Raw genomic sequence first — 16081 nt, forward strand, 5'->3', positions numbered from 1 at the left:
TTAATAATGAAGTTTACCGATATTTTTGTTCGGCGACCTGTTTTGGCATTAGTTGTTAGCACATTGATCCTTTTACTGGGCGTATTTGCGTTCAGTAAACTGCCTGTTCGCCAATACCCAATGCTACAGAATTCAACGATTACGATTGCAACAGATTATCCTGGCGCTTCGTCTGAGCTTATGCAGGGATTTGTTACCCAACCAATTACACAAGCGGTTTCCTCTGTTGAGGGTGTTGATTATATTTCTTCATCTTCAGTACAAGGTAAAAGTTTAGTCACCGTTCGAATGGAATTAAACCGTGATCCGACTCAAGCCTTAACGCAAGTTATGGCGAAGGTAAATCAAGTTCGTTATAAGTTGCCAGAACAAGCTTATGATCCGGTGATTGAGCTTTCATCAGGAGAATCAACAGCGGTAGCTTATGTGGGTTTCTCAAGTGAACAGCTTTCTATTCCTGAACTCACAGACTACCTTTCTCGCGTTGTTGAACCGATGTTCTCATCCATTAATGGCGTTGCTAAAGTGCAAGTTTTTGGTGGTCAACAATTGGCCATGCGCTTGTGGTTAGATGCAGATAAATTAGCAGGCCGTAACTTAACAGCTAGCGATGTGGCAGAGGCAGTTCGCCGTAATAACTATCAAGCTGCACCAGGTAAAGTTGAAGGTGAGTTCGTTATTGCTAACGTTTATGTTAATACTGATTTAACTAATGTCGAAGAATTTAAAGACATGGTTATCACTAATGATGGTAATAATCTTGTCCGTTTACGTGATATTGGTACTGTCGAGCTAGGTGCCGCAGCCACTGAAACCAGCGGTATTATGAATGGTAAAAAGGCCGTGTTTTTGGGTTTATTCCCGACACCAACAGGTAACCCACTCGTGATTGTTGATGGTATTAGAGATCATCTAATCGATATTGAAAAAACCTTACCTCCTAGTGTCGATGTAGAACTAGCATTTGAAACTTCACGTTTTATCAAAGCCTCTATTAACCAAGTAGTACAAACATTAATTGAAGCGATTTTAATCGTTATCGCGGTCATCTACCTCTGTTTAGGATCATTTCGTTCAGTTCTTATTCCTGTACTTGCCATTCCGTTATCAATGCTAGGTGCCGCTGGATTAATGCTTGCCTTTGGCTTTAGTATTAACTTGCTCACCTTGCTAGCAATGGTTTTAGCCATTGGACTTGTGGTAGATGATGCCATTGTTGTTGTTGAAAACGTTCATCGACATATTGAAGAAGGACTATCACCTGTTCAGGCTGCGTTGGTAGGAGCAAGAGAAGTTGCCGGCCCTGTTATTGCAATGACGATTACATTAGCTGCCGTTTATGCTCCTATTGGTTTAATGGCTGGATTAACAGGCGCATTATTTAAAGAGTTCGCCATAACGCTGGCAGGTAGTGTGATTGTATCCGGTATTGTGGCATTAACGTTATCCCCCGTGATGAGCTCATTAATGCTAAAACCAAAAGAAAATGAAGGCAAAATGGCTAAAATGGCTGAGTTTGTTTTCGATAAGATGGCTCACTACTATGGCTATGTCCTTAATTTTTCTTTAGCTAATCGCTGGTTAACTGTTGTTTTTGCCTTAGCCGTGTTTGTCAGCTTACCGTTTTTATATAGCCAGACAAAACAAGAGCTGGCACCTTCAGAAGATCAGGCGAGCGTTTTAACTGCTGTAAAAGCGCCACAACATGCAAACCTTGCCTATGCTGAGCGTTTTAATCAGAAACTAGATGAAATTTATATGAGTCTGCCTGAAACTGACAGCACATGGATAATTAATGGTACTGATGGTCCATCAGCTAGCTTTGGTGGAATTAACTTTGATGGCTGGGATTTACGGGATCGCAACGCAGATCAAATCCAAGCTGATTTGCAAAATCGCGTCAATAATGTGGAAGGTACCAGTATTTTTGCTTTCCAATTAGCCTCTCTACCCGGCTCAGTGGGTGGATTACCTGTACAAATGGTGCTACGTAGCCCATTAGGTTATCCGGTTTTGTTTGAAACAATGGAACAAATAAAACAGCAAGCCAGAGAAAGCGGTTTATTTGTCGTGGTGGATAGCGATTTAGATTACAACAATCCCGTTGTTCAAGTTGCCATAGATCGAACTAAAGCTAATAGTTTAGGCATTCGTATGCAGGATATTGGTGAATCACTCTCACTATTAGTGGGTGAACACTATATTAACCGTTTTGGTATGGATGGACGTTCTTATGACGTTATTCCACAAAGTGTACGCCATCAACGCTTAACGCCTGCGGCTCTTGCTGGGCACTATATTCGAACTCAAGATAATGTGTTAATTCCATTATCAACTGTTGTGAATATTACGACGCAAGTTGAACCGAATAAACTGACACAGTTTAATCAACAAAACGCAGCTATTTTCCAAGCGATCCCCGCACCTGGCGTCACCATGGGGCAAGCGGTCGCCTTTCTTGAAACCGTGGCAGATTCATTACCCGCAGGATTTAGTCATGATTGGCAATCTGATTCTCGCCAATTTACCCAAGAAGGAAATACATTAGTCTTTGCCTTTATTGCAGCGCTTATCATTATTTACTTAGTATTAGCTGCGCAATATGAAAGCTTGGTCGATCCTTTAATTATCTTAATCACAGTACCATTATCAATTTGTGGCGCTTTAGTACCATTAGCGTTAGGTATGGTGACACTAAATATCTATACTCAAATTGGTTTAGTCACATTGATAGGACTTATCAGTAAGCACGGAATTTTAATGGTGGAATTTGCCAATGAGCTGCAAGTTCATAAAAACCTAAACCGTCGTGACGCCATTATTGAAGCAGCAAAAATCCGCTTACGTCCTGTATTAATGACTACTGCGGCAATGGTTATTGGGCTTATTCCACTTTTATTTGCCGGTGGCGCTGGAGCGAATAGCCGCTATGGATTAGGGCTGATTATTGTGTCTGGTATGTTAGTCGGCACACTGTTTACTCTGTTTGTGTTACCAACGATGTATAGTTTCTTAGCGCGAAACCATCAAGTCAGCGCTCAAACTGAGCGTCAAAAGCAGTTACAGCAAGTCAGCGAGTTGTAGGCTTACAAAATAAAAAAACAATAACAAACAGTAATGTCGTAAAACCAATCCCCATTGTGAATGCAATGGGGATTTTATTTATTAAAGGGAATGCTTTGAAAAATAAACACTACATTGCTACTCTAACGAGTATTAAAATATAAGTTGTAGCTTATTAGCCTATAAATGAGTTATAACTTATATGAGGTGAGCTGTGTGGAATGTATTCTTTACAAATAATTTCGACTCTTGGTTATTAGAACAAAACAGCGAGTTACAAGAACGCGTTTTAGCGGCCTTACAGAATTTAGAGATTTATGGACCTAGGTTACCAAGGCCACATGCTGATAACATCAAAGGTTCAAAATATCCGAATATGAAAGAGCTCCGAATACAACACACAGGAAAACCTATACGAATATTTTTTGCGTTTGTTCCAACTAGAAAAGCCATTGTGCTATGTGCAGGAAATAAAGCTAACAATAAGAAATTTTACCAAACGATGATCCATATAGCGGATCGGGAATTTACCTCATATCTTTTATCAATAAGAGAAGACAATGAAAACACTTCAACAAGCTATCGCAGAACGTTCTCCTGATAGCCAAGAACGTATAAAAAAAATGGCTGATGAATTGATACTAGAAACAGGGTTACAAATCTTAAGAGAAGAGTTAAATATTTCGCAAAGAGAACTTGCTACTCATTTAGGAATTTCTCAACCTGCAATTACCCAAATAGAGCAAAGAGGTAACGATCTAAAACTGGCAACATTAAAACGCTATGTTGAAGCTTTAGGCGGCAAACTTAGCTTAACGATTGAATTACCTACGGGTGAAGATCGTGTTTTCCATCTTTAAATTTAGAGAAATAACAAACAGTAATGTCGTAAAACCGATCCCCATTGTGAATGCAATGGGGATTTTATTTAATAGGAGTTATTTTTTTAATAGTGGGATGCCGTTTTCCAAAGCAAACGTTGTTAATTCTGCAAGTTGCCCAATTTCATACAGTGCTAATGGTGTTCTTTTTTCTCTTATTTCATGTACCATTTCTTCTAAACTTGTATTTTGTTTTTCAGCAGGCGACAGATCCATCATTTTTTCAACAAGAAACATTTCCATCGTTCTACCAATACCAGCAAGACAATGTATCAAACTATTTGAATGAGGAGAGATACCTAATTGTTCTCTTAATAAGGAGAGTGTCTCTTTTAGTTTTGTTGCATCTACTGCAGTGTGATCTTTCCAATTATGAATATGAACAAAATTTACTTCCTTTTTTCTCAATGATGAATCTATTATTTTAGGATAAGTATTTAGATCTAAAAGATCTTTTTTACCACTGATAAATATTTTATGCTTATTAGGATTATCTTTTATATTTACATCATCATAGGTATGATTATTCATAAAATATTTATTATCATTTATTAGTTTAGATTTAATATCATCATCTGATGCGAGAACATAAACGGTATCAATATTATTATCTATTAGAGAATTTAAATAATTCGCCATATTTTCCCCATCACTTTTAGGATATTGTGAAGCAATTCTTAAAGCGTTACCTGGAGTACCGCTAATGATATTAGCAGGTAACTTAATATTATTATATTTTAATAAACTTTCGCTACATAACTCTATTCCAAATCTAGAATTATTTACTGTTTTATATCTAGAATGTAAATAATTCTTTGATATCAAATTATTAAATAATTTTTCACTCTCGTTTAATTTATCCTCTTTATCTAACACATTATGCTTTAGTCTACTGTTTACAGTTATTAAAAAGTCTGAAGAATTCGCTATTTTTTTGTTACCTTCCGCATCAAAATAATAAGGTGTAGGTTTTAAAATACTGAATGATTTTGTCTGAGTAGGTACTTGTGTACTCACACCCTGTGTAGTATTTCTTGATGCTCTAGGTAGAATATTTTCTTGTATTCTTCTAGGTGGTAAGACTGGCGGATTATTCACTTTAGCACATTTAGGCGGTAAGACTGGTGGATTATTCACTTTAGCGCCCTTAGGCGGTAAGGCTGGTGGAATATTCACTTTAGCGCCCTTAGGCGGTAAGGCTGGTGGATTATTCACTTTAGCGCCCTTAGGCGGTAAGGCTGGCGGATTATCAACACTACTTGATTGATTATATATTTGTTGAATTTGTGTAGGGGTACATAATGGAGTATTTCCCTTCACCACTGCTTTTTGTTCTAGATTAGGTGCGTCTAGTTTTTGATTTGTATTATTAATATGACTAATACTATTATGAGAAGCATTCTTTCCCTTAACATACTTAGTTTCGGAATTTCTATTTATTTTCTCAACATTTGGACTACCCAAAAAATTTATTTTTGAAAACATATTTGATCCTTTTATAATTTACATTTAAATAAAAACCTCCAAATATTATATTTACTTAAAATTTAAAATATAAAAAAAACTTCTTTTCTAACCAATGTTCATTTTAAGAAAGAGAAAAAATCAATTATAAAAATGCCAATACATTTTAATAACATATCGGCATTTAAGTTAAAAAGGTAAAATCAATATCTAATTTATAAAGTTAGCTTACATTGTAGAAAATGTATTCATAATTATCCCACCAGAAATAATCAATGCCATGGAGAATATAGCCGGTAAATCTGGTTTTTGTTTATATAAAATCATCGCAACTAATGTCACACCGACAATACCAAATCCACACCACAGTGAATACGCCACACCAACAGGGATATATCCCATTGCACGCGTTAAGGCAAAATAACAGATACAGTAAGCAGCAATAACTAATACAGAAGGCGCTAATTTACTAAAGCCATTTGTTTTTTTTATCATAGACGTGCCTGTGATTTCAGAACCGATAGACAGCGCCAGCCATAAGAATCCGGTAAACATAATTGTTATCCTTATTTATTTTAATAAAAAATTTATTTATCAAAGAATAAATTTATTGAAAAATAGACTTATTAAAAAATAGAGTTATTAAGAAATAGATTTATTTATTAATTGGCGATACTGCCTGTTTAATATTAGGCGTTTCTGTTGTCTCTTCTTCCTCTTCTTCTGATCCCATTTTGGAAAAGAGATTCATAATTACAATACCACTGGCAATAACCGCCATACCTATCATTGCCGCAGTATCAGGATGTTGACCATAAAACAACATACCTAAAGAAGAAACCACTAATATACCTGTACCAGACCATGTTGCATAAGCTAAACCAACTGGAATGTTTTTCACTGCACGCGATAATGAGTAATAACAAATAACATAAAGAACAACAATTAGGCCTAATAATAATGTTTTAGTTGTACCTTCACTATTATCAAACATTTTTAAGGTAGAGGTTGCTGAGGTTTCTGAAATAATGACCGCCAGCATCCAAAGCCATGATTTAGCTTTTGGTGACATAATAATACTCCTGAGTTATCAGATATAATTTAATATTAACTTTTTAAATTTTTTAAATATTCAATAGCAGAATCCGTCAATTTATCTTGTGATAAACAGTATTCTCCAGGCTTATTCATTACTTCATTTAAAGTAATATAGCGATTATTATTCTCTTTTTTGATTTCAGGATAATATTCAGGTTTTTTATTATGATTATTATCAGTTAGGTGAGTTTCTATTTCATTGATGGAATAAAAACAAATACCTAATAACTTTAATCGTTTAATATTTTCCTGAATAAGCAGGTTGTACTCTTTATTTTTATTTAAACCTAAAATCTCATTTAATTCACTTTCTGGTTGGCAAAAATAAGGTAGTGCCATAACAGGAATATTTTGAGCTAATGCTGAATGAATTAATTTTCCTTCTTCACTCATTGATAATCCGTTAACAATTTCACCCACCAGCTTTTTATCGAAATAGGGAACGAATAAAGTGTGATAAGAAGATAAATTATTAACATCAAACTCGTCCGCTTTATACATATCACCTAGATGACGCCATTTCGACAAATCATGGCACGCTTGTGCCGGTGTTGTGACAAATAGAGAAAATCGAATATGAGAAAAAGTATTGATACGTTGGCAGATTTCATCTTGGTATCCCGGTGCAGGGGTAAGTGCTAACAACACCGACTTTTTCATTCTTTTTTCTATTTCAGCAACAATCCTTTCTATTAACTGATCGTCCATTACGTCACCTCATTGTTTTAGCTGACAATAAATACACTATCATTATTGCGAAGCCCGGCAGCATTAGCTTCATCAGTATCTATATGAAATTCCAAAGCAAATTTATCACTAACACGAACAACGACCTCATCAAAAATCAGGCTACGCTCACCTTCTGTTTTTACATGTACCTTTTGCCCATTGATGACGTTTAACATTCTGGCGTCAATTTCACTCATATGAATATGGCGTTGTGCGCAAATGACTTGCTCTTTTAATTCAACATGACCCGCAGGCCCCATTAAAACAGCATTGCCAGAACCAACTAAATCACCCGATTCACGCACTGGTGCTTTTACACCTAATGCAAAACAGTCAGCTTTTGAAATTTCTAATTGGCTTTGTGGACGAACAGGTCCTAAAACACGAACTTTGCTAATCGAACCTTTAGATCCCACGACAATCACACACTCTTTTGCTGCAAACTGACCCGGCTGTTTAAGATCTTTAAACGGGGTGAGTTGATAACCTTTGCCAAATAATGCTTCAACATCTTGTTGTGAAAGATGTACATGCCGATTGGAAATACCAACAGGGATTGCCATTCCTTGCGTCTCTCCCGATATCACACCATGTACAGGCAAACGCGAGAGGATTTTTCCCATGAGTTGTTGATTAATCATTATTTTTTACCTTTACGGCTTTCTGGTTTGATCTCTTTCTTACTACTTTGTACTTTGTCTGTCTTAGTTTCAGTGGCAATATTTTGAGCTGGTAAATCTTCAACTGCTTTTGCGACCTCTAGCTTCTCAACTTCGCTTTTAACAGGGGCTTCAACGACTGTTTCAAGAGCAATTTCTGGCGTTTTTTCAGTAGCAGGTACTTTTTTCTTACTTTTTATGGTCAGTAATTTAGTGATAACGCTTGGTTCTGGTCTTGCGATAACTAATGAACCAATCACCAGCTCTTTTTGGCTCACCACATCAACACCATGATCAACTGCCGTTTTTACTGCACTGATCTCACCTTGAAAACAGACAGATACCAAGCCAGATCCTACTTTTCGGTATCCAATAATTTCCACGTTTGCCGCTTTACAAGCTGCATCTGCAGCTTGAATGGCTGCGGTTAATCCTCGTGTTTCAATCACACCTAAACTGTTCATCTTTCTCTCCTACTTAGTGACGGACAAGACGGATATCGAAATCAAATTTCTTAAAGAAGGCTTCTAAACTGTCTAACTCTTCTGGTGTATAACTAGGATCGGTTTTTATTGGATAAATCATTTCCAATTTTTCGTATTTATTACGCCCAAATTGGTGATAAGGAAGAATATCAATGCGCTGAATATTGCCGCGTTTTGATAGCTCCATGGCATAATTAATTGCTCCCGTAATTGCATCATAAGAGTCGTTGTAGCCGCGAACTAATGGCATACGAATAACTACATTGGCACCGAGATCCATTAAACGTTCTAAATTACGACGGACATTTTCATTACCAACACCAAATAACGCTTTATGCTGAGCAGTATCAATGTGTTTGATATCAATCAGAAATTGATCAACGACTTGCGCTAATTTTTCATAATTAGCCACGTTAGTGGTCGCTTGTGTTTCCACCGCGGTATTGATCATCATCTTTTTACATTCTCGTAAAAGCGCAACCGCAAAATCAGTTTGTAAACTCATTTCACCGCCACCGATTGTGACACCTCCCCCTGAAGAGATGTAAAAGTCATAATCTTGCATGATGATTTTCATTAGTTCAGAAACAGAAACATCTTTTCCCATAATATCAAGCGCATCCGAGATACAGACCTCTTCACATTTACGACAACCGATGCAATCAACACCACGATCAACACGGTGAACTTGCTTACCACTTTCATTGGTTGTCATGTAATGCACCCCCGCAGGACAAACATCGACACATTTACCGCAATCCACACATTTGTCGTGAGAGTACATCACTTGAAACTCACTGCTGAGACCTTCTGGATTGGAACACCAAGGGCAGCGGATATTACAGCCTTTTAAGAAAACGAGAGTACGAATACCATCACCATCATAAATAGAGTATTTCTGGATATTAAATATCCGCCCTCTTATTTCTGCCGCCGTCTCCATCTTTACGCCTCCAAATCTGCATCAAACATCCTTGTTCGATAAATTTAAATCTTGTCTTGTCGATTAAAAGGGATAGCCTGCGCCATCCCTATGGCTGTAATTAGAATTTCTCAATCACAGTACGACTGATAATTTCATCCTGAACTTCTTTACATAATTCAACGAAGTAAGCACTATAGCCAGCAACACGGACGATTAAGTCACGGTATTTTTCAGGCTCTAATTGCGCTTTTTTCAGCACTTCATTATCGACATAGCTAAATTGCATCTGGCCGTTACCCAAAATGGATGCCGTTCTTAATAAGGTAATTAAACCTTGGCGACCTTCATTGGTATCTAACAATCCTTTCAGGAATTTGAAGTTATGAACCATACCGATATTCATGGTTTCAACATTCATCTTACTGATTGATTTAATAATCGCAGTTGGGCCATGTTTATCCGCACCCTGTGTTGGGCTGATACCATCTGACAATGGTTTCCATGCCAAACGACCATTTGGTGTAGCGGCGGTTAACTCGCCAATTGGCGTATTATTAGAGATAGACAGCGTGCCATGACTGAATGTGGAGTAGAGCATCTTGTATTTACGACATTCACGCTCAGTCCATTCCGTTATATCCAACGCATATTGGTCAACAACATCATCATCGTTACCAAATTTTGGCGCGTTCAAGCAGTCACGTAATAGCTCTTCTTGGCCTTCAAAATTAGCCAATAGACCGTCACGAATTTGTTCTAAGGTGTATTTTTTATCTTCGTAAACTAACTTACGAATAGCAGCCATTGAGTCTACATAAGTCGCTAAGCCAGAGAAGATCAGACCTGGGCCATGGTTAACCATTGCGCCGCCTGCAGTCACGTCTTTACCTTGTTCCATACAACCTTCAACGAGCAAAGACATTAATGGTTTTGGTGCAATATCACGGTGAACACGTTGGCTGATCACAGTACCGATTGCTGATAAACGAACAATATGAGCAACTTGCGCTTTCACTGCTCTATCGAAATCTTCATAAGTACGCAGGTCACGTAAATCACCTGTATCTAGACCTTGATAGCTATCAAACAGCACCATACGGCCACGGTTTAATACAAACTCAATAGCAATAGGCCATTGGGTGTAACCCGTTGATGTCCATTGATAAATACGGCCTGATTTTTGTGGTTCAACACAACCCATCAAGCAGTAGTCACGCGCATCCTCAAAATCGAAGCCTTTACGCAACATCATCTTGATATGAGAATCATCGAAGTGACATGCAGGAAAGCCCATACCGGCTTTAACTACATCCACAATTTTTTCCATGTATTGCTGTGGTGATTGGTTATGAATACGACACGCTAACGATGGTTGATACACTTTTACAAAACGCACAGCATCCATAATTAGGTAAGTTAAATCATTACACGCATCACCACCTGTACGTTTTTGTCCACCAATGGTTAAGTTGATAAATGGCTGATAACCTGCAAAATATTTCGCCCCTAACTCACTCGACATCCACATTAATTCAGCACATTTGATGATAAAGGCTTGCATCATTTCCAGTGCTTGCTCGCGAGTTAAACGCCCTGATTTAATGTCGTTTTCATACATTGGGAAGCAGTATTGGTCTAAGCGACCTAAAGAAAGACCCGTTTGGTTTTCTTCAACTTCAAACAGTGACTCTACCGTCCAAATACTTTGCAGAGCTTCTTGCAGTGTTTTTGGTGGATTCGCTGGTACATTTTCGTTGACTTGAGCAATCGTCAGTAACTCTTCACGACGTTGAGGGTTGCTCTCTTTTGATGCTAATTCACGCGCATGTTCGGCAATCCGATGAGCGTAAGCAATCACACCTTCACAGCTTTCAATAGACGCTTTATAGAAGTAGATACGGTCGATATCAGCCGGATTTTCCATGTTTAATTCAGCTAATTTCGCTTGTGCATCAGCTTTAATACCGTTCATACCTTTGGTGAATAACAGAACGTCATAACCAGGGCAAGTATCGCCACCACCATTGATTTGGTGATAAGAAAGATCACTCACAAAAGTTTCACCACTAAACTCCCACACACCTGCTTCGCGATATTGTGCTTCACAGATCTCATCCAGAGAACGGCCTTCCCAGAATGGAACAATCTCTTCACGAATGACTTTTTTGTCTTCTTCTGAAATTTGGAATGGATCTTGTGGACGCGTGCTCATGGTATCGAGTTCATCACGAACCCAACGCCATGCAATATCAGGAGAGAAAGCACCAGCACGCGGTTTTCCACAAGGATGCCCAACAATGAGCTCTTCATCTTGAATTAAAATAGGTGCGGTTTCACAAGCACGACGGAATGCTTTTGCACGTAGTAAAATCGGCGGTAGACCTGGATTATTACGAGCAATCTCAGTAAATGCTAATGCTCTGTAGATAGAAACGCTTGGACGTGCTTCTAAATAACGGTTACGTAAACGTTGTAAGCGAGGCGTTAAACCTTCCATCACTTTGAATTCACTCGCGTCTGCCGTTGGTGCAACAACACTCGCTGAAGGTGCAGCATATTGTGGCTGTGAATTCATACGACCGTTGTATAAACGCACTTGCAGTGAACTGTGTAATGTTGACAAATTCGCGCGCGCTGATAGCAGCATTTCTGATAATTCGTTGATGCTTACTCGAGGATCGTTAATATCAACCCCCTGAGTCATGGCATCAAACATTGGATAGCCATCAACTTCTTTGGTCGCACGTACTTCGGAAAGCTCTGCTAATTTCAGCCAAACACTTTCAACGATTTCATAAGCCTGTGCTTGAGTTAAACGGCCTTGGTCGAGATCACGTTGATAGAATGGATAAAGTGCTTTATCAAATCCCATTGGATTGATGGCATAACTACCATTTTCCAGATGTAAGACTAATTGCAGTAAATAGAAAACTTGAACCGCTTCCTTAAAGGTTTCTGCTGGTTTTGCGGGTACTTTACGTAATACCGCAGCGCTATCTAATAATTCTGCTTTACGGTATGGGTTACTTTCCATTGCAGCTAAATTCTCTGCTTTTGCTGAGAGAATTTGTGCAAAATAAAGCGCTGCATCACACGCATAAATGGCGGATTTACAAAAATTGGCTTCGTCCATACTGCTACGATTTACCGCACTGCCAATGCTTCTAATTCTGTCTTCAAGCTGTGCTTTGATTGCTAAGAAACCTTGGTTTACCACCAGCATATAATCTGGTGATGTAACACTGTTATTAATACTTAAGAAACGGTAGATAGAGTCGCTACGCACTTCTTCTTCAGTATGGAAAATTGCGCCACGTGGTGTTGATGATTGACTGCCGATAATCAATTCATCTTGTGCAATGTAGCTTGGAAAATGACGAATAAATTCATAAAAACGTTGCGCAGGTTTAATCGCTTGAGGCACACCTGCAATGCTGTTGTTTAATGAATCAAAAATGGTTGCACGCTCTGTGCTGATGGAGCTATTACGTGAAACTAAACGTTCTGCCAGCATTTTTACGCGTGGCGTCAAAGAATATTTGGCCATGTGAGGCTCTCCTGATGTTCTTTACTTGACCTAATCGGTATTAATTCGGTTGAGCATTAACTGTGTGATACACCGGCAAATGCCTGACGATACAATGTTTCTAATTGGTGTGTGTTTACGTCACGCGGATTTGTCGGCGTACAGCTATCTCGTAAAGCCTGTCCGACCATTTCCGTTAAACGGGCATAAAAGTCCGCTTCACTGACACCGGTATCGCGAATACTCTTCGGCATACCCATTTCATCTTTCAATACATTAATGGCAACGATTAAACTGGTGACCCCTTCTCTTACTGTGTTAGCCGGAAGTCCTAAGCTTTGAGCAAGATAGGCGTAACGTTTTGCGGCTTCACTATTGCAATCACCATGAAAGTTGGCATTAAAAGCAATAACATGCGTCATCAATAGTGCATTCGCTCGACCATGAGGAACATGAAAGACACCCCCTAATGCGTGAGCAAGACTGTGTGTAATACCCAGTGAAGCGTTAGTAAATGCCATCCCTGCAATACAAGATGCGTTATGCATTTTTTCACGAGCAAGTAAGTTATCGCCTTGATGATGACAATCAATAAGATGGCTAAATACTAACTTGACGGCTTTCTCTGCCATTGCATCAGAAAAATCAGAAGCAGCTTTAGAAACATACGCTTCTAGTGCATGGCAAAGCACATCCATTCCCGTATCAGCCGTAATTGCTGGCGGTACAGACTTCACCAGCTCAGGATCGAGAATGGCGACATCAGGCAACATAAACTCATCAACCAAGACCAATTTTTCACTGCGTGACTTGATCACTGAAAAGGAGGTCACTTCCGAACCTGTACCACTAGTGGTTGGGATCGCAATAAATTGTGGTTTTGTTCTGTTGCTTTCTTTACGGGTATGCCAGAGGGAGTACATAACGGCTTTCGCGGCATCAATTACAGACCCACCACCGAGTGCGATAACCAAATCTGGATAATGGGCATCCATGATTTTCATACCACTTACAATGGCTGAAATATCAGGATCTGACGCAACATCATCGTAAACTTGGAACTCGATACCCCGTTGCAATAATTTATCGGTAACTTTATTTGCAAAGCCAAACTTCACCATTGCTTTATCTGTCACCACAAATGCGCGGCGGGCAGTTAACCCAGAGAGAAAATTCAGTGCATTGGTGCCAAACTGAATTTTGGGTTTTATCAGAAACTCACTCATGTCGTTATTACTCCTTACTGTCCCGATAAACCTTCTCAACAATGGCAACCACTGACATCGCTTTGTAACGTTCTTTGTTCAGTGCAAAGTATTCTTCAGCCAACACAACATCGTTGATACCTGCACCTACACTGTCCACTGCAACATAAGTTTTGTTTTTCAGTGGGTTAAGCTCATCATCTAAAGTGGCAATCATTAATAAATTGCTACCTTTAAGTTCTGGACTTTTTTGTGTCGCTACTACGTGTCCGATTACCTTTGCGAGGATCATGGTTTATATCGCCTTATATCAATGAGTTATTTACTCAGACGTCCGAGAACTTCCTTGATAATGCGTTCCACGTTTTCTTCGGTAATATCACCTTGTTCAATCACTTGTTGCGCGCAAGCACTTACCGTCGTTGCATAAGGAGACGCGCCAAAGCGATCATCACCTTGAGTTTGACGTTGTGCAGTTGCACATTCAGCATGAACAGGGGTTAAAGAAGGTGAACGAAAACGATCATCATCAAGAATGCTGGTCTGGTGATTTGCACTGGAAACAGAGCAAGCAGAAACAGCAGGTTGAGTAGCTTCTTGTGCTAAAGGACAAGGTTGTTTCAACTCTTCGACGGTACGCACGCCATAACCTACTTTACGAATATTCAGTAAGTTCATTGGGCCGACATTGTCAGAGCTAGAACCGCCACCTACAGCCCCACAGCCTAAGGTTAATGCTGGAGTAATATTAGTAGTTGCACCGATGCCACCTAATGCTGCTGGAGTATTAATCAGAATACGGTTAACTGGTTTTTCTAGAGAGAACTGACGAATAACATCTTCATTTTTAGTATGAATAACTAAGGTATGACCTAAGCCTTCATTAGTCAGTAATTGCACTACGCGATCGCACGCCGATTTCCAATCTTCTTCGATATACATTCCTAAGATTGGGCATAATTTTTCGCGTGAATACGGATTTTTAGGTGAAACAGTATCTTGTAATGCGATTAATACACGCGTATTTGCTGGCACACTAAAACCTGCACGCTGACTTAAATAAATCGCATCTTTACCCACGACCGCAGGGTTAATTGTGCCGTTAGCACGCAGTAACATTGAAGCCACTTTGGTTGCTTCTTCGTCATTCATAAAGTAAGCACCTTGCGCTAATAGCTCACGGTGAACCTCGTTATAAATGCAACGTTCAACGATAATGGATTGCTCTGATGCACAGATAACTCCATTGTCGAATGTTTTACTGGTGATGATATCGCTCACTGCTTTTTTGATATCTGCACTGCGTTCGATGAAAGCGGGGCCATTACCTGGGCCACCACTGATGGTTGGTGTACCTGATGCATAAGCAGCACGCACCATACCTTCACCACCCGTAGCTAAAATTAATGACACATCTTTGCTGTGCATTAATTCTTTTGTCGCTTCCAGAGTCAGTAATGTCACACCATCAACAATACCTGCGGGTGCTCCAGCCTCTAAAGCCGCTTTTTTAACAATTTCTAACGCACGGAAACTGCACTGTTTTGCATTTGGGTGTGGAGAGAAAATAATCGCATTACCCGCTTTCAGTGCAATTAGGGTTTTATAGATAATGGTTGATGTTGGATTAGTTGAAGGTACTAACGCCGTGATAACACCTAAAGGCACGCCAACATCCATGACTTTTTTCACTTTATCGTCATTGATAATGCCAACGGTCTTCATGTCTTTCATATGCTCATACACACGCAATGACGCGAAGGTATTCTTCAGAACTTTGTCTTCCCACTTACCAAAGCCTGTCTCTTCGTTTGCCATTTTTGCCAGCTCTTCTGCGTGGCGAGCGGCTTCAAATGCGATGTGTTTTACAATACTGTCGATTTTTTCCTGCGAAAATTTAGCATAAACAAGTTGTGCATTTTTCGCGTTACGAACTAGCTCACGAGCTAGTTGTCTGGATTGCAAATCTTTATCTAATGCAACCATGTCTTCCCCCATACAGGAGTTAAAAAATTTAGCTGAATAACTTATTTCTTTGCTTTACAG

Annotated in this window: 14 protein-coding genes; 3 read left to right on the top strand and 11 right to left on the bottom strand. The window is 39.2% G+C overall.

Annotation, left to right across the window (positions count from 1 at the left end; all coding sequences use genetic code 11):
* Window positions 1-6: 6 nt before the first annotated feature.
* From JEP40_RS03515 to JEP40_RS03525, 3 genes are all read left to right on the top strand, one after another.
* Window positions 7-3084: a MexW/MexI family multidrug efflux RND transporter permease subunit gene (locus tag JEP40_RS03515; RefSeq protein ID WP_198622487.1), complete on the top strand. Its 3078-nt coding sequence runs from the start codon at window positions 7-9 to the stop codon at window positions 3082-3084.
* A 193-nt stretch (window positions 3085-3277) separates the two neighbouring features.
* Window positions 3278-3664 (top strand): type II toxin-antitoxin system RelE/ParE family toxin, encoded by a 387-nt coding sequence (locus JEP40_RS03520; protein WP_198622488.1) that lies wholly within the window; start codon window positions 3278-3280, stop codon window positions 3662-3664.
* Window positions 3624-3923: a helix-turn-helix domain-containing protein gene (locus tag JEP40_RS03525; protein ID WP_166539911.1), complete on the top strand. Its 300-nt coding sequence runs from the start codon at window positions 3624-3626 to the stop codon at window positions 3921-3923. The genes JEP40_RS03520 and JEP40_RS03525 overlap by 41 nt, the downstream gene beginning before the upstream one ends.
* Window positions 3924-4001: 78 nt before the next feature.
* Here JEP40_RS03525 and JEP40_RS03530 read toward each other — a convergent pair whose 3' ends face one another.
* The 11 genes from JEP40_RS03530 to JEP40_RS03580 form a co-directional block, all read right to left on the bottom strand.
* Window positions 4002-5429 (bottom strand): protein-tyrosine phosphatase family protein, encoded by a 1428-nt coding sequence (locus JEP40_RS03530; protein WP_198622489.1) that lies wholly within the window; start codon window positions 5427-5429, stop codon window positions 4002-4004.
* Window positions 5430-5636: 207 nt separating this feature from the next.
* On the bottom strand, window positions 5637-5963 hold the full coding sequence (locus JEP40_RS03535; RefSeq protein WP_004245856.1) for a DMT family transporter: 327 nt from the start codon (window positions 5961-5963) through the stop codon (window positions 5637-5639).
* 100 nt (window positions 5964-6063) lie between these two features.
* Window positions 6064-6480: a DMT family transporter gene (locus JEP40_RS03540; RefSeq protein WP_198622490.1), complete on the bottom strand. Its 417-nt coding sequence runs from the start codon at window positions 6478-6480 to the stop codon at window positions 6064-6066.
* 35 nt (window positions 6481-6515) lie between these two features.
* Entirely contained in the window at window positions 6516-7214 is a 699-nt protein-coding gene (locus JEP40_RS03545; RefSeq protein WP_198622491.1) for a hypothetical protein, read from the bottom strand.
* A gap of 17 nt (window positions 7215-7231) precedes the next feature.
* Window positions 7232-7876: a phosphate propanoyltransferase gene (locus JEP40_RS03550; protein WP_198622492.1), complete on the bottom strand. Its 645-nt coding sequence runs from the start codon at window positions 7874-7876 to the stop codon at window positions 7232-7234.
* Window positions 7876-8358 carry a BMC domain-containing protein gene (locus tag JEP40_RS03555; protein WP_198622493.1) on the bottom strand — a complete coding sequence of 161 codons (483 nt, stop codon included), beginning with the start codon at window positions 8356-8358 and terminating at the stop codon, window positions 7876-7878. Before JEP40_RS03555 ends, JEP40_RS03550 begins: the two co-directional genes overlap by 1 nt.
* Before the next feature lie 13 nt (window positions 8359-8371).
* A complete protein-coding gene (gene cutD / locus JEP40_RS03560) occupies window positions 8372-9322 on the bottom strand; it encodes a choline TMA-lyase-activating enzyme (RefSeq protein ID WP_198622494.1) in 951 nt (316 codons plus the stop codon).
* Between the two features lie 100 nt (window positions 9323-9422).
* Window positions 9423-12851, bottom strand: a complete 3429-nt coding sequence (gene cutC / locus JEP40_RS03565) for a choline trimethylamine-lyase (RefSeq protein WP_198622495.1) — start codon at window positions 12849-12851, stop codon at window positions 9423-9425.
* Between the two features lie 56 nt (window positions 12852-12907).
* Entirely contained in the window at window positions 12908-14056 is a 1149-nt protein-coding gene (locus tag JEP40_RS03570) for a 1-propanol dehydrogenase PduQ (RefSeq protein ID WP_166539904.1), read from the bottom strand.
* Between the two features lie 7 nt (window positions 14057-14063).
* On the bottom strand, window positions 14064-14327 hold the full coding sequence (locus JEP40_RS03575; protein ID WP_198622496.1) for a EutN/CcmL family microcompartment protein: 264 nt from the start codon (window positions 14325-14327) through the stop codon (window positions 14064-14066).
* 26 nt (window positions 14328-14353) lie between these two features.
* On the bottom strand, window positions 14354-16021 hold the full coding sequence (locus JEP40_RS03580) for an acetaldehyde dehydrogenase (acetylating) (RefSeq protein WP_198622497.1): 1668 nt from the start codon (window positions 16019-16021) through the stop codon (window positions 14354-14356).
* Window positions 16022-16081 lie beyond the last annotated feature (60 nt).

The sequence above is a fragment of the Proteus vulgaris genome, assembly GCF_016239305.1.
In the GTDB taxonomy this organism is placed as follows: Bacteria; Pseudomonadota; Gammaproteobacteria; order Enterobacterales; family Enterobacteriaceae; genus Proteus; species Proteus vulgaris_C.